This window comes from Bacillus sp. NS1, assembly GCF_058248265.1.
Genome location: NZ_JBZAZF010000002.1, coordinates 363,058 through 379,649, shown reverse-complemented (window position 1 = coordinate 379,649; position 16,592 = coordinate 363,058). Strand labels below are relative to the sequence as shown.

Here is a 16,592-nt window from a genome sequence, read left to right as displayed (position 1 = left end):
TCCTTATTTGGTCAGATTATTTTCCTTTAACAAGTCACGCTGTTTTTTCCCTTTTTCTGTTACATAGTTGTTTTTAAACCAAGCCGCAAATGTCGTTCCAATTGTGAAAATGACAGATCCGGCAGAATAAAGAGCGTCAGCAAGCTGATTGAGCTGTTCCTCCTGAATGTCCAATGGTGATTTGCCAAGCATCAGCATGGTCTGGTTGATTAATGCAACCAAAAGAAGCACCGTCCTGATGACTGTGCCTTTGTCGTACGTTTTCATAAAAATCCCCCTTTAATGCTGCAGAAGGTTGTACATAATGGCGATGGCCCCGCCAATGATCCCTGTGCATACTGCAGTAATGATGGCACCTGTGATGGTGCGTTTAATCCACGTTGTATTTTCATCAATTTTGTTTAATTTTTCGTTCAGCGTCATGATTTGCTGATCTTGCCGGTCAGACACGCGTTCTAATACGGAAACCCTCTGCTCCAGCGCTTTGTGTTCACCTTTCATGTCTGCTAAATCCTGCTGAACCACATTCACATCTATCTCTTGCTGCATCACTCACTCCTCCTTTACATGCGGATCACCTCCCTTCCGAGGGACGAAATGGTTATGAAACCGCGGTTCCTTTTATCGAAAGAGTCCCGCCGGTGATACTGGCGATCTCCATGATGATCTCCTTAAACCCTTTAATATCAAAGGCCCACGACTCAGCTTTCCCTAATGTACCGGAGGCAGCGGACGCATCATCAGATTTCACGCCTCTAATCGGAAGTTTCTGTCCTGACAGCGATTTGCCCCAAAATTTGACTTCGCTCATTTCCGCTGTGCCGTCTACTTCAACGAGTAAATGCACCGCACCGTCAACAGGTAAAGCAGCACCCTCGCCGGCGGACTCTGCATTTTCATGAAAGACAAAGTCAAACGTTTGGCTGGCTTTTACTTTCAGCCGTCCATCGCCTGTCTGAAGCTCCGAAAAGTCAATCTGGGCTTTTTCATTTACACGCACGTCCATTTCTCCTGCACCGACTGATTGGTATAATACAAACTCTGATTGCTGAAGATTTCCGTTCACATAACGGAAACGATAATAGCGTTTAGAAAGGTACACCCAGTCTGTCGCCGTCAGGACCCCCGCTGCGACATTAACTGCTGCTGTCGTTGTCCAAGCATTGTTATTGTCGCTTTCTTCTATAAAGAGCGTACCTTCACGATCTGCATACGCCCATCCCTTCACTTTCGAAACCAGAACCGCGCCCAGCCTGTCTTGTCCGAGCTGACTGTATGCTTCAGTCGCTTTTAAGGCAGCGTTTGTTAAAATCTCCGCTACACCCGACAAATTCGAAACAGGTGTCACAAAATCATTTTTTCCTCCTCTATAGGGCTTTACAGCTCCTGCTTTTCCAGTCTTATCGAGAGGAAATTCATATTGATACTTCACCATATTCCATCCTCCTTTTCATCTAAAAACAGGCAAAATAAAAAAGCCTTACATGGCTTTACCGGTAATTTCTTTATACTGGTCAGATGTAATCAGCTTTTTGTTCACACCCTCTGCCAGATCCTCAATTGAACAGTCTTTATATGCGAGGGCCTGTTTCACCATATCCTCTGTCGCCCACTCATAATAGAGGGCAAGCACCCAATAATTCATTCAGCATGATCTCCTTTCAAAGAAAGTAATGAAAGCTTTATATCTGACAGCTCGCTCCCCAACGTTTTGTTCAGCTCTTCAAGCTGCTTGCGTGCCAGCTTTTCCTGCGACAATTCCTGAGCGAGTAGCTCCACCTGATCAGGCGGCTCATACGGTGGGTTTTTTTGCAGCTCCTCCCACCATGATTCGAGTTCTTTTTGAGTTGGGATTGGAGCGCGCAGGTTCCATTCAGCTATATAAGACCCTTCCCCGTCATTTTGAACAATAAAATCTTTAGTTGGGTCTGAATTGGGGTATTTATACATTATTGCTTCTGCGATCATCGTTTTTCCTCCCTTATACTGAAGGATAGTTAAGTCCTCCTAGTTCTTGAATGTCTATAAAATTGTATGCCTCGTTATAATCGGATACACCTCTTCTATCATCACCGCTATAATTGCAATAACAATAGATCTCTATATAGTCACCTTTGTTCATAGGAACGGTTACATTACCATTTAATCCAAGGTACATTTCATTTTGCTTATCAACAAAGTCCCCTCTCTTATGGTCAATCGGTTTATACAATGATCCATTTAGATAGAGTTTCAGATGAAAATTGATGTAAGCCGGTGTATTTATCATATACAGCCCAACTCCTACTAAAAACATTCCATCATTAGGGGCAACGAATCTACTATTTTTTGTATCAAAAGCATTGTGACTATCTTTTCTTTTGCGGTTAAATTGAATTTTTGTATGGGCTGCTTTATCCAAATACTGTATGCCGGTAGTTCGAATATTCGCATGAGCGAATCCAGAAATTTTGTGCCAAGCTGTCCAGCCGGAATCTGCCCACCAATGACGAATCCAAGAACCTGTGTTAGTAAAGTAGGAGCTAGATTCATTTCCAGTTCCATAAAAGTATTGAGAAAATCTATAGTTACTGTGTTTTTCATTTTTTACAATGCCATAGGTAAGCGGGTATCCTGTTGTATTATTTGCTCCTATATCCATAAAAGTCAGCCCAGCAGGATACTCATTGCCACTTGTTCTAGCGTCTTGAATTGCATTGGATCCTGTAAGAACTGTTAATTTATTATTCGTATAATTAGAGTCAACATAGTTTTTAGCATCAGCTAAAGCTTTATTTGCTTTACTTTGTGAACCTTCTGACGTTTCTAATATATACCAATCAGTATAATCAGTACCATTAACAGCTACCCTTGTATAAAGTGTTTTCGTAGAGATGCTAAACCAATCTTGACGTGTAGCCCATTTATTTGCAGAAGGGTAGATAATTAATAAACCTGTTCTGTTATCATTTAGCGGAAATTGATTTTGCAAAACTGGATTTGCATTCATATAATTAGTGTCTAAACGATAAGTACCTGGCGGAAGACTTAAATCGTTTGCATCGGTTATTGAATTTAGTGGCCTAGTAATAAAGGCAGTGCTATTAGTATAATCTTTTGATTGATTCAAAGCCGTATCAGCTTTTTTCTGCGCACCATCCGGAGTTTCCTGCTTAACATTCTCAACATTTCCGAGGCCTACTTGTTGTTTAGTAACAGCATGAGGATTAGTTTTATCATTTTTATGAAGTTCCAAAACAGATTGAACTTTATCTACAGTATCTGTTGTCGCAATTTGTTTCCATCCTCTAAACTCACCGTCTGTGTAAACCATTCCAATCCACATTGTAATGCCCCAACTTTGGTAAGCTACTATTGTTTTCCTTCCTGAACCGCCTTCTATAATATCGTAGTTATACCAAGCTGAATCTCCTTCCACCGGATTGTTTACAACTGATTTACCAACTGCATAATAAAATCCAGAGGATAGTGTGAGAATATCGGTACCGTCTTGGAGTTGTATTCTTTTACCGTCATCTCCAGTAAGTTTAATTAGTTGTGCGGCATTCCATTTGTTTCTCTCACCTTCAGATACATGAACTTTAGTATTGCTTAAATGAGCATCAAAATCTGCTTGTGAGGCTTGTTTCACATTTTCGACATTCCCAAGTCCAACTTGTGCTTTTGTTACTTGGTTAGGATTATCTCTTCGTGCAGCAAAACTATCTGTATAGGCTTTTGCGTTGGCTTCGGCTTGATCTGCCTTATTTTGAGCTTCACCTGGAGTTTCTTTTGCGTTCCAGTTTTCACGCTCTGTCGATGTAACATGCCGCACCTGATCTTGCTCATGCTTGTCAAAATCCTTCTTAGCCGCCTGCTGCACATTATCAACATTCCCCAGCCCGACTTGCGCCTTTGTCGTGTTGTGGGGGTTGTTCATGTCGTTTTTGTGGGTAGCTAGGTCTGTGTGGGCGTCTTTTATTCCTTTTTCCCAGCGGTTGACGTCGTCTTCGTTGATCGGGTCGTCCGGGAGCCAGTTTGTTTTTTCTTCGTATGCCATGTTTACACCACCTCAAAAGTAAATCTGAAATCGAGTGTTCTGTTTTCACTGACGTCCAGGTCTGTTTTTCTTTCTGTAATGATGTTGCCCAGCTCGTCAAAAATTTGTACCGTTTCGATATGCTTGATGTCTTCCTCACGTTTTGTCAGAACGGTGACTGTCGCTCCGTCAATGGCGAGTTCCACTATTTCTGTTTCTTGGCCGTTGAGCAGCACGTGATGAATCCTGCTTTTCAGATCGGCAGCTGTGCGTTCTCTGTATATTTTTGAGATCAAGTTAAAACCACCTCATTGTTGTTAAGGGTGACAGAATAACCGACCTTCAGCTCACTGGCTGTTCGGTATCTGCGGTGATTCAGGATCACTCTATCTTTAATTTGAAGCGTCTCGTTCAATCCGGCTCTGAGCGTATACGCCAAATGAGCGGGCTTCATGTTTTCGATAGCTTCGATCAGCTCATTCATATGCTGAAGGTCATCAACATTAATATCCACGTTAAATCGGTATTCGCCGGGCAGCAGGCGGACCTGTGCAGACGGTTTTTTTAAGAAACGGTTTACCGCCTGCTCAATGGCCCTGTAGGTGATTGGCGGGATGTTCGACATTTTTGAAATGAGCCGTAATCGTCTGATCTCAACGGTGTCGCCTGACTCCCGCGGCACGTTTAAAATCTTTTCCCAGCGGCTGAGCCCCCATGTTGCTGTCGGCACGAATAGCTGATCCGTCAGATCAAATATGCTGTTATTCTGTTTATCAAACTCAGGCGCTTCCGCTTTTAGCAGCTCAGCCATTTCTTTAAGGCTGGTGAGAAACGGAGGGAGATACGCTGTCATGTCATCTTGTTTGCTCAATGATCTTCACCTGCCCAAGCTTAGGAATTTCCACGTCGCTCAGCACCAGATTTTCGGAGGTGCCGTTGATTTTAATATTGGCATAATCACTGACTGACGGTGAATTATAGACGATATTGTTAATTTGAGAAAGGCGGATGACGTTGTCTTCGAATGCCATTTTCTTAAAGAGATTTAAAACGCCCTTCTCAATTTCTGACTTCACTTCATCAATAGAGTGATTAATCTCAGGCAGCACTTCGGCAGAAATCTCAACGTCCTTCCATACCGCGCTTTCCACTGTGACAACGGCTCCGATTGGCGCCTGTCCCTCCCCTTGTCCTGGTTCAGGATCGATATAATTTTTCACTTTTTGAATTAAGATATCGGAAGCGGGCTCAAGATTCGCATTTGTGACGACAATTTTGACCGTGCCGTCCCCGTTCCAAAGCGGGAAGACCTTTGCTTTTCCAACACCATCCACTTCTTCAGCCCACTCTTTATAGTGCATTTTGTTAGCGCTGACAGCCTCACGCCGAACCCTTGTAAAATACCGTTCTCTTAAGCTGTCGTCTCCTTCTTCCTCTCGTCCCGGAATGAGGATTTCTTTGACAATGGCCGTTTCTAAACCGGGAATGGTATCCAATGATAGTAAATTGCGTCCGGTCAGATTGGCATTTCCCGCTTCACCAGGTGTTTCACAGATGAGCGTCCCGTCTGCCGTATATTGAAAATAAAGATTATCCACGTAGAAACGGGAGCCGACAGGAATGGTAACTCCAGACGTAAATTCTCCCGCTCTGACCGCCTTTGTCGCGGCTGTCCGTTCAATCCCCGCTTCCGCTGCACGCCGGTCTAAAAATTCGCCTTGCGCGGTATCAGAGAAGACTAGCTCAAGCACAGTATCAAGCCATATATATGACTTCGCAAGCTCAGCTGCCGCCGGGGCTAACGCATTATAAATGACGCTGCCCTCTCTTGTGTCAATATCTGCGGAGATGCTGTTCAGCATACGCTCCATAATCTCTTCAAAGGTCTGATCTTCAAACATCTTCGCCAATCACCTCCTCAATCTCAAGCGTCCCTTCATCTGTCTCAACCACAAAAGAAACATGAAACGCATCGCCTTGTTTTTCTATCTCAAAGTTTGTTACAGCAGATATCCGGTCGTCATAAACCAGCGCCTCTTCTATCAGCCTTGGAATCTCCATTTTTTTGTAGGCATCAGTCGTCTCATGATCTGTCAGCACGTCTTGAAGCTCATTCCCGACATTATGGCTGTATACGGAATACGCATAGCGCTCTGTTTGTAAGGCGATATACACGAACTGCCTGATCGCTTCAAGCCCGCTAATCAGTTCATTTGTAATTCTTCCGTTTTCAAAATCAATTTTGTATGTTGTAGAGGTTTCAATGACTTCGCTGTCATCTTCGATATCCTCAAACTCCACTTCTGGTGTCAGGGCCATGATGCCCACTCCTTTTTACATGCTAAATAAAAACCCCTTCATGCGAAGCGGTTTGGCTATACTTTATCTAAAATAAAAAACGATTGTCCGCCAGTCAGAGCCGCGGTCATGATGCGATCCCCCGGCTCGAGTGGATCGTCTCCTCCGGACCGCAGCCGTTTTGGGATGATGATGGCGTCAGCCGGTATGATCAGTTTGCTGTTTTCTTTTAATTTGACTTCAACAGGAGAAACGGAAACCACCTCAGCCGGCAGCAGCTCCACCGGAGACTCAGCGTCAACTGCGCCGACGGCCAAATGTTTAATAGCCTCACTCAATCTCATCAGGAAACTCCTTCCGGCATCGTATTCTTTTCGACAACATCAATCGTCATCGTATGTTTCGTTCCTTTAAATTCGTGCCGGTCCGTATCTACCCAATAGGTTTTCTTGATGCCGGCCTCCGGAATCGAAATATAGACAGGCAAGCCGCTCTGCACTTCTGGGATGCCCACTGCCTGAATATTTTTCAGTTCTTTTTTCACGCCCTTTTTTTCAGCAAGACGTACATCTGCCCGCTGCTGAAGCTGTGCCTGGTTGATGTCATCTGTGACCGTTTCCGTATATTGAAGCACGCCGTATTTATTTAAGCCTGAACTGTCCTTCGCAGACGCTTTATATGTCTTATTGTCTTTCTGCCGGCGAAGTACCACCCGAGTAGCAGTGTCGTTTATAGAAGTGCTGTATTGGTAGCCCGTGATATTGACGCCCGTTTCCAGCACCCATACCTCTGACGGATCTGGCCAAGCGCGCAGACCGAGCTTTCCTTTTTCCGAATACAGCTGATAATGTTTTCCTGTCTGGCTTTTCGTTTGTTTCAACGCTTTTAATATGATGTCATACAGGGTCGTATCATTTTTAATGACAAGGCTTTTGATCGTATGGCCTGTATTCGCAATCGAGGTTGTCGGTATTTGAAAATCATTGGCGATCCTTTTGATCATCTGATCAGCACGCTGATTGGAAAACACGTACACATCCTGATTTTTGACAAGGTACTGAAGCATATCGTATGCGCTGAAAGCAAGTGTATGCTCGTCCGGGGTTCTTGCAAAAACAATGCCCCGAAAAAGCTCTTTTCCCTTCCACTTAAACAAGACAGTATCTCCCTCAGTGACGCTGTAATACGTCTGGTCGCCCTGTTTGATGACGATGGTCGCTTCAATAGAGCGCGGCGCCTGATAACGATGTCCTTCCAGCGATACGCTTTCTGCGACCAGTTCAAGCCACTCTGTGTCTTTAATGACGAACAGTTCAATCATCATACATCACCTGTTTCATTGCGGTATCTTTAATTTTTGGCCGGGAAAAATCCAATGCCCCGGCTGTCTGATATTTCGTTTGCTTCTTTTGATCATTGCTGTTTTATTGGCGTTCCAAATTTTGCGCCATTGCGTGCTGTTCCCGTAAAACCTGCCGGCAATGTCCCACAGCGTGTCTCCCTTTTTCACTGTATAGGTTTTAGGAGATGCCTTCGACGGGCGTTTTGCCTTTGTTTTTTTCTTCTGCTTGATTTTTCGCGGGGAAGCGGTTTTGTATTCTTTTAATTGAATATCAAACGAACGATCGCCGATATCCTGCTGGCCTTCGCTATAGGAAAACCCTTCAATGCTGCAAGTCAGATTCACTTTAGTTCCCGTAATCAAAAACTGGACCGGTTTTTTTGCCTTCATCCATTTTTCAATTTTTGTTATCGCATTTTCCGGCGACGGGAAATTTTGATATTCAGCTATCGGACTGTATTTCTTCGGAAAAAACGAAGAGAACGAAATTTCTTTCGCTCCTTGTTCTTCAATAAATGTAAGCTCACCGAACTTGGCTACTTTAACCGTCTCATTCTGAACCGTATTTGAAATATTCAGCTGGTCGGGAAGAACGGGGAGCCGCAGCTTGTCCTTCCCTTGGGAAATCCAAAATTCATATACGGATTTAGTCAAATGCAACGACTCCCTTCGTTCCTATATTGATATCCTTTTGCAGTTCGTCTATAAGCGCCTGCTTGATTTTTGCCGCCAGGGTTTCGGCGTCTTGTCCATTATGGAAGTGCTGGTCACCGTTAAATTGAATATAAATCTCTTTTGATCCGGAAACCGCTGCCGTTGGCCGGCTAGCTGAGGTAACGGCTGAAACTTTTGCTGAGGAAAGCTCAGTCTGCTGGGATTGAGACGGATCTGTCACTTCCATACCAAGAGCCTGTGCCGCTCTCTGAAGGAGGTAGCGGCCGCGTATGCCCCGCTCCTCCGGAATGATCCATTCCCGCTTGTTTCCTTCACCGACACGGGCAATGTGTTCTTTTGTAATCAGTCCGCCGTTTGCATATCCAACATACGGTCCGCCACGCCTCAAGCTTTTAATACCAGGCACATTGTCAATTGAGCCGTATCTGCTTTTAATGTAGCCGATCGCGGCAGCAGCGTTGTGAATCGGATTTCTGATGTTACCCATGCCCGGCGCTTTGTGTGCATTAAATGTGGTCGGTACTGTCTGCATGAGACCTTGCGATGGATTTCCCGCCTTCGCGTTACTATCCCACAGGTTAATAGAGTTCGGGTTTCCTCCTGATTCATACTGAGCAATCGTCATCAATCCTGAAAGCCAGCTCAACGGTGTCTTTGTGGCCATCATTGCAGCCATAAGCCACTGTTTCACATTTCCGCCTACTGCACCCATTCCGGAATAAGCAGCTGCCAGTGATCCAGCTTGTTTTTCAGCATATTTTTTGACGTCGACAGAATCCAGACCTTTTACAACACCAACAGAGGCAAAACGCCCCAAACTCATCATGACACGAGATGGTGAATGGATATCTAACTCTTCACGAAAAGCTTTCTCAACTTTTTTTGCCAGTTCCTTGGCGGCTTCATGGACTTCACTTGCCTTTGAAGTCATGCCTGAAACAAAATTCCCGATCATTCCGGTTCCCCAGCCGTTTGATGATTCTTTAGACCGCAAAAACGGCTTATTGACATGAGTATTTACGTACTGATCAGTACCAGTCTGGGAACTATTTTGTCCGGAAGCAAACCCTTTGATTGTACCTATTCCCCATGAGGTGGATTTATTCACGGTGTTCTGGAATGGTGTTTTGACTTTCGTCTGTAGGAAGCCATCTGTTCCGGTTGCTGTACCATTTTGGCCCTTAGCATACCCGCTTACCATTTGTTTACCATAATTAGGTGAAGCAGAAATCATTTGTGTAAATGGCGTATTGATGTTTTTCTTTTTCCAGTCCTCCATTTTGACAGGTTGGTTGCTTATTCCCTTGTCAAATCCTTCAGAAAATTGCTGTCCGAGTTCAGTAGCTTGTCCATTTAAGCTAGAAACATTAATAGACGGAGAGACTGAAGCGGGTTGTCCGCCCGTAGCGCTTAAAGCTGATGAAGCTACACCACCTGATAGCGTGGATGCCGATGCCATATCATCGACCACGCGCATGCCGAGTTTAGACGCTGCTTGGGAAAGAAGCATTTTACCGCGGCCTCGGTTGTTATCAACCGGGATAACAAATTCCTTGCCGGCTTCACCGATCCAAGAGATGGTTGGTTTGGTGATGTAACCGCCTGTAGCGTTGGTATCCGCTTTATATCCAAAGTCTTTATGTGCCTTTTCTTTCCCTTTTTGAAAAGATTCAGTATTTTCTTTAACCCAAGTTGTAACTCCGCTGCCGACTTTTTTTGCAGTTTCTACTGCTTTACCGCCTGCAGATTTAACTGCGTCCCAAGAATCTCCTAATATATTTTTTCCCCACTCTTTTACTGAACCCCATTTCTCAGACCACCAGTCTTTATTGAATAGGCTGTCTTCAAGTGTGGATTTAAATTTTTTCCAAAGCGACTTTGTGTTTTCCCATTTTTCTTTTGTCCAGCCTTTAACACCTTCCCATTTACCGGACCACCAGTCTTTGTTAAAAACAGTGTCTTTTACTTTTGATTTAATTGATTCCCAGACAGAAACAGCTCCATCCCACTTCTCTTGGGCCCAACCCTTTACGCCTTCCCACTTACCAGACCACCAGTCTTTATTAAAGACTGTATCTTTCACTTTTGTTTTAACAGAGTCCCATACGGAGGAGGCTTCATCCCACTTCTCCTGTGTCCAGCCTTTTACAGATTCCCATTTTCCGCCCCACCAATCACTGTTAAAAAGTGTGGATTCTAAGGCGCCGTATGCATAACCAGCTTTCTCTGCCCACCAATTTGAATCAAAGAAAGTAGTTGAAGCTGTAGTTTTTATGTTATTCCAAGTCTCATCGAGCCCTCCGAGTGTGTTTCCTGCAGATGTTTTTACATCAGTCCATTTCTCGCTCCACCAGTCTCCGTTAAATAGTGTATTTGTTATATCCTCTTTCATTTGAGAAACATCAAACATTTTACCTAGTGAGCCGCCAGCTTTTTCACCGCCAAATGCACCTGCAGTTCCTCCAATTACACCGCCGATCCCACCACCAACTACAGTACCAATACCGGGAACGAATGATCCAATAGCAGCTCCTGCGGTTGCTCCGGCTTCAGCCCCTGCAGTCATTCCGGCAAGTCCCCCGGTAAACTTTCCAACTTTCTCGCCTGCATTGTCTTTATTCATTCCGAGTAGATCAGTTGCTTGCAGTGCTGCTCCTAGGACCGGAACACGTTTTGCAAATTTCCCTAAACCTTTTAAAGGTGTTAAAACCTTCCCCCATTTTGATGAGTCGGTGGCAATGGACCTCATGCTTCCGAGCCAGTTTCTGAACTTAGAACCAGAATTTCTTCCGCTTGTGGCATTTTCTTCTGATGCACCGCCCTGACGTCTTCGCAATACCTCGCCTGGAACTCTCAGTGTTCGTCCTGAAGTCCTTGCACTTGTCGGACTTTTTCTTTTTTTATATCTTTTGTTGGCTTTGCCTTCAGAGCTATTACCTCCGCACCCACAGCAGCAGCAACAGCACCTACGCCCGGTGTTGCGTTTATCAACTTTATCATTACTCTGTGAATTCCCAGGCGCATGATTTGGGGTATTGGTTTCATTATCATTTTTTTTCAACCCAGGAATTTTTTCAAATAACCGATCTAGAATTGTATCTATCACTTTATCTTTAAAAGCTGTTCCGAAGTCTTCTAACAGTTGCATAAACCAATTCTTTTTTTCTTCCGGTTTCTTCTCGTTGATCTTATCAGTTTTCTTCTCACTGATCTTATCAGCAGCTAATTTTTCTTTAGCGATAATATTAACTGTATACGTTTTTTCAAAATCTCTTAAAAGGGCTGTAATTCGATTCACGGTTTTAGTTATTTCATCAATCACTTTTAATTTAACTGAATACCCTTTTTTAAGGTTCTTTTGTAAATATCCCAATATTCGTTTTGTAGCTGGGATGATTTGATCATTAACGTAAAGACCGACTGAAAACTGATTTCCGCTCAACATTTTTCGTATTTTTTTATAAGCATCTGTTACATGTTCATTTAGACTTACCGTAATGTTTCTTTCTTTCGGGAGCCGTTTCAGCTTATGCTCAATAACATCAAGTCCGGCAGTAGCCTGATCATCAAGAACTACTTTAACTTCAAGTGATTTTGCGAATTTCAAAACAATATAGTCATTGATCTTTCTCAATCTGTAAAAGGCTTGGTCCTCTGCCTTAATACTGATTTTGATCTGTCGATTAATGGTTTTCACCTTTTTTTCGACCATTTGAAACCCTTTATGAATTCGTTTTAACTTTTTAGATACTTTATCTTCCAGGTCAAAACGAGCTGTCAATTTAGCGATATTATGTACCTCCTTTCCTCGATTCTTTTTCCATTAATTCAAGCTTATAACCGATTAGTCCATACAGCAGCGCCTTAAAGTTTCTGGGTGCTTCGTAGAGCGCTAATAAATCTGATGGGGAATAGTGAAGCTCGTGCATCGCATAGTAGAGATACACGGCTTCTTTATGCCCATCCTTGATTAGTTTTTTACTTCTTCTTCCAGATCCTCTAATTCATCTTCAAATCCATTAATCTCAATCGCTTTGTTTAACCAGTTTGCGTATTCTCCTCCGACTGAGAGGACGCGTTTCGCAACTTCTACCGGGTCGGCCGTTTTGTATGCTTCTCGAAGCTCTTTTGAACGGAAGTCCGGGTAAACCGTTGATTCCACTGCGATTCGGGCATAAAAGCGCTGGCTGTCTAAATCTTTTACACGGCCCCTGCCTTTGACATTTTTATACGTTGTTGTTTCTTTCTCCAATTCATCAATGCGCTCTGTTGTGATCGCTTTAAAGACAAATGGAATGACATTCCCTTTTTTATCAACAAAACGCTTTGAGATCGGCACTTTGATTTCCTCAGCTTCAATTGTTTTTCCCGGCATAAAAAAGGAAAGATCATATACGTTTTCGTTCTTCTCGCTCATGTAAAAAACTCCCTTATCTTTTAATTGGTTTCATCATGTGAAAAACAGACCTTTCTAAGAAAGGTCTGCGGTATGGCTGGTTCAGCTTTGATTAAAACGTGTCAGAAAGCTTTTCAGGCACGTCGAAGTCTTCGAAAGTAAATGGAACTTCTTCCTCTAACGCTTCTGAATCGACATCAAGGCTTGCGATTTTAGCAGAGTCAAAGTTGACGTCGTACAGGGTGACTCGCTCTGTGCCTCGTCCGGAGGATTGGTCATCCAGGACAGCTTGGAGTGTGAAGTAAGGGTCGCTGCCTTTTTTGACATAGTCCATCATCAGGATCACAAATTTTGATGTGACTTTATAGAACGTTGCTGTTCCTGTCCCGTTTGCCCCTGTTGTTTTATGGCCTGTCATGCGGCGGCCCATAATGTTTACTTCAGACTTGTTTTTCTCGACGTTTGCTTCAAATGTTTTGATGTGCGCCATTTCCTCGCCATCGAGAAATAAGCGGCCTTCTTTTCCTGAGATTGTGTTTTGTGCTTTTAATGCCATATTAGTTTACCTCCACATTAAAGTAGAATTTTTCTGCTGCGTCGATAGGCTGTACAGCCAGGTCAATCAAGAAGCCGTCACGGTCCTCATTCATTGAAATTGTGATATCTTCATCAGAATCAAAGCCAGTGATGCCGCCAGCATCCTGAAGAGTTGTCATGTATTGCGTAATCATCGTTTTTACATATTGAAGTCCGTCTTCAGACGCCGGAATATCGCTTCCGCTGCCTTTTCTTGATTTAATTAAGGCTTTCAGTTCTCGTGTTAAATCATTATTCACAGCGTCCAGAACACGGACAATTTTGTTTTTCGCAAATTTTTTGTTTTTCTCAGCTGTGAACGTAACGAGTGAGTTAATGTCCTTTTCTACGCTGACGGATTTATCGCGGGCGTCGAATGTGAATAAAAATTCGCCTTTGCCCAGACGTTCAACAATCGTATCGTGGTCAAGGCGGTGTAACACATCAACGGCGCCTTCGTACTCTACAAATGTAAGTGATTGGTTAAAGGTTGCTCCTGCGCTCGCTCCAGCTACCCAAGCCGTTGCTTTGTCCGGCGTAACTTCCGTGCCATCTTCCAACAGCACACCTTCTGTTACGTTGATAATGCCTTCATAGTCACCGGCATAATTGGCTGTGACCCCTTGCACTTTTTGTCCTTGGCCATCGCGAAGGCGCTTAATGAAAGCAGCAAATGTCGCCTTCAGCTGATCACCTTCCGCAACAGGGAGTACAATCACATCAAAGCTCTCCGTTTCAGCCGCGGCTAAGAAATCTGTATAGTCGGAGTTGACAGGAGCTTTATCCGTACCGCCTGATAAACGGATTCCTGCAGATGCATTCAGTGTCTCAGCTGAAGTGTCTCCTTCTGATCCAGTGAGCGGAATCGTCGAAGAAAGATCGCCTGTTCCAGTAAAGGTGACATAGCCGTTCGCTGTTAATTCTTCAGCCTTTTTGACAGTCTGTTTATCAACCTCTGATTCATCCATATATGTTGTTACATCAAAAGAAGCAGCATCCAGCACATTTGGGTTAATGCGGATGATAATGTCATTTCCTTTTGTTCCGCCATATACCGCAGTTGCTTTGACGCCTTCAGCAATATCAGCAGACGCTCGGACACCTTCGGTTAGACGGTACATCAATACCGTTTTCGCATTTTTCTTTGCTTCGCGCAATAGCAATAAAGATGGATCATCAATGCTGAGGCCCACTTTTTTGTTTAGATCCTCAACACTGGAAATGGAGACGAACGTTTTCGCTTCGCCCCAGCTTGATGCGACCGGAAGTGCGACTGTCCCCCGTTCACCAAGTGACACCCGCTCCTGCGCTGTCGTTTTAAAGTTAAAATAAATGCCTGCACGTTCTTTTTCTTTGCCTGTTGTAAATGTTCCGCCATTCATGATGACATGACCTCCTTGGTTAGAAATGTTTGAATCAATTGATTGGCTTCTGATTTCGTCATACGTGTTTTGTCCACGCCAAATAAAGCCCCCTGAAGGATATCCGGCTTAACGCCGAACAGCTCCTTCGCGTGCTTAATTAAATCCGCTGTATCAAAAAGAGCTTCCCGGCTCTCTGTATGTACAGCTTTTTTCTGTTGTTTGTCCTTTGCCACCGCTTATTTCACCCCACTGTTCATGTCGATATCCTGTAAGACAGGCTGTTCTGTTTTGTGATAATAATATCGGCTGCTCCACCTGATCACCATGACTGCCTCGCCCCTGTCTCCTACCCTTGTCTCAATTCGGGTGATGCGAACCATATCCCCCGTCTTCTCACCGGATTCACTGAGCAGCGGAACCATATTTCTCGCTTCTCTAATGGCATCCGCGAGCCTGTCCGCTTCATCCAGCGCCTGAACGGAGTCATGATGAAACAGCTTCACATTGAGACTGTATGTTTTTTTAAACGTGGAGACCGTATCTGTTTCCTCGAAAACAGTTGGCGATGAGACGTATAACGACGGCACCTGAAAGTGATCAGGAAGTTCGCGTTCATAAATGGGAACAGACCACTGGCTGTACAAAAATGCCATGATCGATCCTGTTTCACTGTTCATCCTGCTCCTCCTTTACAGCTTCTTCAGCCACTGGCGCAATTTGCTTTCCAGCGATTTTTCAAACAGCTGTTCATATAAAAGCAGCGCTTGGTCCCAGTAGCTCGTGCCCGGGATCCATTTTCTCTTGAGCGCCATTCCCGTTGAAGCCGCAGGATCATAAATAAACCGCGAGCCTTGGAAATGCCCCGGCACCCATCTCACATCTTGTTTTGACGTCCAATGGCCGTCATTAAGAAATGAGGCGTAATCAAGCTGTGTACCCACCTCAAGCGAAAGCCCGCCGCTTTGCACAATCCAGAGATTGTCCTCTGCGCCTTTCTTAAACGAGCTGAGCAGTTTTTCTGTATCAATCGTTTGTGTGCTGATGAGTTCAGATTGGACGATCTCCAGAAAATCTTGCCCGCACTCCTCAAGCCAGCGGGACGCCTGACGTGAAAAGCCGTCTGATGCCGCTTTTTTTAATGACGTGTTTAGCTGTTTCAGTCCCGTTATTTTCACAGGCTTTCATCCCTGACGGCGATGACTTCCCAATGATGATGTCTGATCCTTTTCGGCAGCTTTAGTATATATTTATGATTCTCCCAAATGATTTTATCGTTCACACGGATATCCGCTGACAACGGAAAATGGACGAGAAAGCTGTGATATACAGTTTGATCCGGCTCCTCTTGGATCAGCTGCTGCGTTTTTTCAGTAAAATAGCAAGGGACATCTAGTTCATCGGGTGTGTCCGGATATGAAATGACCCGCTGCAGCTTGTCTGCAGGAATCCCGAATCGGCCTGCAGACGGCGCTTGCGCCGCTTCATGATAAATGTCGCAGCGATGAATGAGCATCTGCTGATAGCTCATAAAGACCTCACCTTCAGCCTGGAGGACTCAGGGACATAGCCCGGTGTGATAAACTCTTCGAGCAGATGATACACCTCTGGCCGCTGAATGCCGCCTTCTTTGGAAATTGTGTAGGAATAATCCCCCATTTTTTCAGACTGATAGCTTGATGAGGCTGATTCATCGCTGTTTACAAGCGCAAAATACTGGGCAAGCTTCAGCAAAGCCAATTTCGCCTTGTCGGGCAGCGGGTCATAAATGCTGTCTTCAAAGCGGTGGCCCGTGATGAGGGCCGCTTCCGCCTCCGCCTCGATGATATCCTGCGCCAGCAGTTCTTCCGGCCTGTTTTTCACCCGATCATAGACCGAATAGGAGGCTACGTCAGTCGGTTCAATGAGCATGAGCTGACCACCCCG

23 protein-coding genes are annotated in these 16,592 nt (G+C 44.4%); all 23 read right to left on the bottom strand.

Features of this window, described 5'->3' with window-relative positions:
- Positions 1-3: 3 nt before the first annotated feature.
- The 23 genes from AC4CV5_RS07475 to yqbG all read right to left on the bottom strand — a co-directional run bounded on the left by AC4CV5_RS07475 (position 4) and on the right by yqbG (position 16,577).
- Positions 4-267: a phage holin gene (locus AC4CV5_RS07475; protein ID WP_166853520.1), complete on the bottom strand. Its 264-nt coding sequence runs from the start codon at positions 265-267 to the stop codon at positions 4-6.
- A 12-nt stretch (positions 268-279) separates the two neighbouring features.
- A complete protein-coding gene (locus tag AC4CV5_RS07470) occupies positions 280-549 on the bottom strand; it encodes a hemolysin XhlA family protein (protein WP_014113495.1) in 270 nt (89 codons plus the stop codon).
- A gap of 52 nt (positions 550-601) precedes the next feature.
- The gene (xepA, locus tag AC4CV5_RS07465; protein ID WP_490922373.1) at positions 602-1,435 is read right to left on the bottom strand and encodes a phage-like element PBSX protein XepA; all 834 of its coding nucleotides are present in this window, start codon (positions 1,433-1,435) and stop codon (positions 602-604) included.
- A 45-nt stretch (positions 1,436-1,480) separates the two neighbouring features.
- On the bottom strand, positions 1,481-1,645 hold the full coding sequence (locus AC4CV5_RS07460; protein ID WP_215798215.1) for an XkdX family protein: 165 nt from the start codon (positions 1,643-1,645) through the stop codon (positions 1,481-1,483).
- The gene (locus tag AC4CV5_RS07455) at positions 1,642-1,968 is read right to left on the bottom strand and encodes an XkdW family protein (RefSeq protein ID WP_490922371.1); all 327 of its coding nucleotides are present in this window, start codon (positions 1,966-1,968) and stop codon (positions 1,642-1,644) included. The genes AC4CV5_RS07460 and AC4CV5_RS07455 overlap by 4 nt, the downstream gene beginning before the upstream one ends.
- Before the next feature lie 13 nt (positions 1,969-1,981).
- Positions 1,982-4,039, bottom strand: a complete 2,058-nt coding sequence (locus AC4CV5_RS07450) for an XkdV family phage structural protein (RefSeq protein ID WP_490922369.1) — start codon at positions 4,037-4,039, stop codon at positions 1,982-1,984.
- A 2-nt stretch (positions 4,040-4,041) separates the two neighbouring features.
- On the bottom strand, positions 4,042-4,314 hold the full coding sequence (locus AC4CV5_RS07445; RefSeq protein WP_248602638.1) for a hypothetical protein: 273 nt from the start codon (positions 4,312-4,314) through the stop codon (positions 4,042-4,044).
- Positions 4,311-4,889 (bottom strand): YmfQ family protein, encoded by a 579-nt coding sequence (locus AC4CV5_RS07440; protein ID WP_490922368.1) that lies wholly within the window; start codon positions 4,887-4,889, stop codon positions 4,311-4,313. The genes AC4CV5_RS07445 and AC4CV5_RS07440 overlap by 4 nt, the downstream gene beginning before the upstream one ends.
- Positions 4,873-5,919, bottom strand: coding sequence for a baseplate J/gp47 family protein (locus tag AC4CV5_RS07435; RefSeq protein WP_222142659.1), 1,047 nt, complete (start codon positions 5,917-5,919; stop codon positions 4,873-4,875). The genes AC4CV5_RS07440 and AC4CV5_RS07435 overlap by 17 nt, the downstream gene beginning before the upstream one ends.
- Positions 5,912-6,337, bottom strand: a complete 426-nt coding sequence (locus AC4CV5_RS07430) for a DUF2634 domain-containing protein (RefSeq protein WP_326220722.1) — start codon at positions 6,335-6,337, stop codon at positions 5,912-5,914. Before AC4CV5_RS07430 ends, AC4CV5_RS07435 begins: the two co-directional genes overlap by 8 nt.
- Positions 6,338-6,393: 56 nt before the next feature.
- Positions 6,394-6,660, bottom strand: coding sequence for a DUF2577 family protein (locus AC4CV5_RS07425; RefSeq protein ID WP_490922367.1), 267 nt, complete (start codon positions 6,658-6,660; stop codon positions 6,394-6,396).
- Complete coding sequence (locus AC4CV5_RS07420) at positions 6,660-7,637, bottom strand: XkdQ/YqbQ family protein (RefSeq protein ID WP_222142657.1); 978 nt, start codon at positions 7,635-7,637, stop codon at positions 6,660-6,662. Before AC4CV5_RS07420 ends, AC4CV5_RS07425 begins: the two co-directional genes overlap by 1 nt.
- A 15-nt stretch (positions 7,638-7,652) precedes the next feature.
- Positions 7,653-8,312: a LysM peptidoglycan-binding domain-containing protein gene (locus tag AC4CV5_RS07415; protein ID WP_490922366.1), complete on the bottom strand. Its 660-nt coding sequence runs from the start codon at positions 8,310-8,312 to the stop codon at positions 7,653-7,655.
- Entirely contained in the window at positions 8,305-12,123 is a 3,819-nt protein-coding gene (locus tag AC4CV5_RS07410) for a transglycosylase SLT domain-containing protein (RefSeq protein ID WP_490922709.1), read from the bottom strand. Before AC4CV5_RS07410 ends, AC4CV5_RS07415 begins: the two co-directional genes overlap by 8 nt.
- A gap of 1 nt (position 12,124) precedes the next feature.
- Positions 12,125-12,262, bottom strand: a complete 138-nt coding sequence (locus tag AC4CV5_RS07405) for a hypothetical protein (protein WP_306290082.1) — start codon at positions 12,260-12,262, stop codon at positions 12,125-12,127.
- A gap of 41 nt (positions 12,263-12,303) precedes the next feature.
- On the bottom strand, positions 12,304-12,750 hold the full coding sequence (locus tag AC4CV5_RS07400; RefSeq protein WP_326220727.1) for a phage tail assembly chaperone: 447 nt from the start codon (positions 12,748-12,750) through the stop codon (positions 12,304-12,306).
- A 91-nt stretch (positions 12,751-12,841) separates the two neighbouring features.
- On the bottom strand, positions 12,842-13,285 hold the full coding sequence (locus tag AC4CV5_RS07395) for a phage tail tube protein (RefSeq protein WP_003239114.1): 444 nt from the start codon (positions 13,283-13,285) through the stop codon (positions 12,842-12,844).
- Between the two features lies 1 nt (position 13,286).
- On the bottom strand, positions 13,287-14,687 hold the full coding sequence (locus AC4CV5_RS07390) for a phage tail sheath family protein (RefSeq protein ID WP_166853532.1): 1,401 nt from the start codon (positions 14,685-14,687) through the stop codon (positions 13,287-13,289).
- Entirely contained in the window at positions 14,684-14,902 is a 219-nt protein-coding gene (locus AC4CV5_RS07385; protein ID WP_166853533.1) for a YqzN/YkzM domain-containing protein, read from the bottom strand. The genes AC4CV5_RS07390 and AC4CV5_RS07385 overlap by 4 nt, the downstream gene beginning before the upstream one ends.
- Before the next feature lie 3 nt (positions 14,903-14,905).
- Positions 14,906-15,346 (bottom strand): phage tail terminator family protein, encoded by a 441-nt coding sequence (locus AC4CV5_RS07380; protein WP_166853534.1) that lies wholly within the window; start codon positions 15,344-15,346, stop codon positions 14,906-14,908.
- A gap of 12 nt (positions 15,347-15,358) precedes the next feature.
- The gene (locus AC4CV5_RS07375; RefSeq protein ID WP_490922365.1) at positions 15,359-15,844 is read right to left on the bottom strand and encodes an HK97 gp10 family phage protein; all 486 of its coding nucleotides are present in this window, start codon (positions 15,842-15,844) and stop codon (positions 15,359-15,361) included.
- Positions 15,841-16,197, bottom strand: coding sequence for a YqbH/XkdH family protein (locus tag AC4CV5_RS07370; RefSeq protein WP_166853536.1), 357 nt, complete (start codon positions 16,195-16,197; stop codon positions 15,841-15,843). Before AC4CV5_RS07370 ends, AC4CV5_RS07375 begins: the two co-directional genes overlap by 4 nt.
- A complete protein-coding gene (yqbG, locus tag AC4CV5_RS07365; RefSeq protein WP_490922362.1) occupies positions 16,194-16,577 on the bottom strand; it encodes a protein YqbG in 384 nt (127 codons plus the stop codon). The genes AC4CV5_RS07370 and yqbG overlap by 4 nt, the downstream gene beginning before the upstream one ends.
- Between the last annotated feature and the right edge of the window lie 15 nt (positions 16,578-16,592).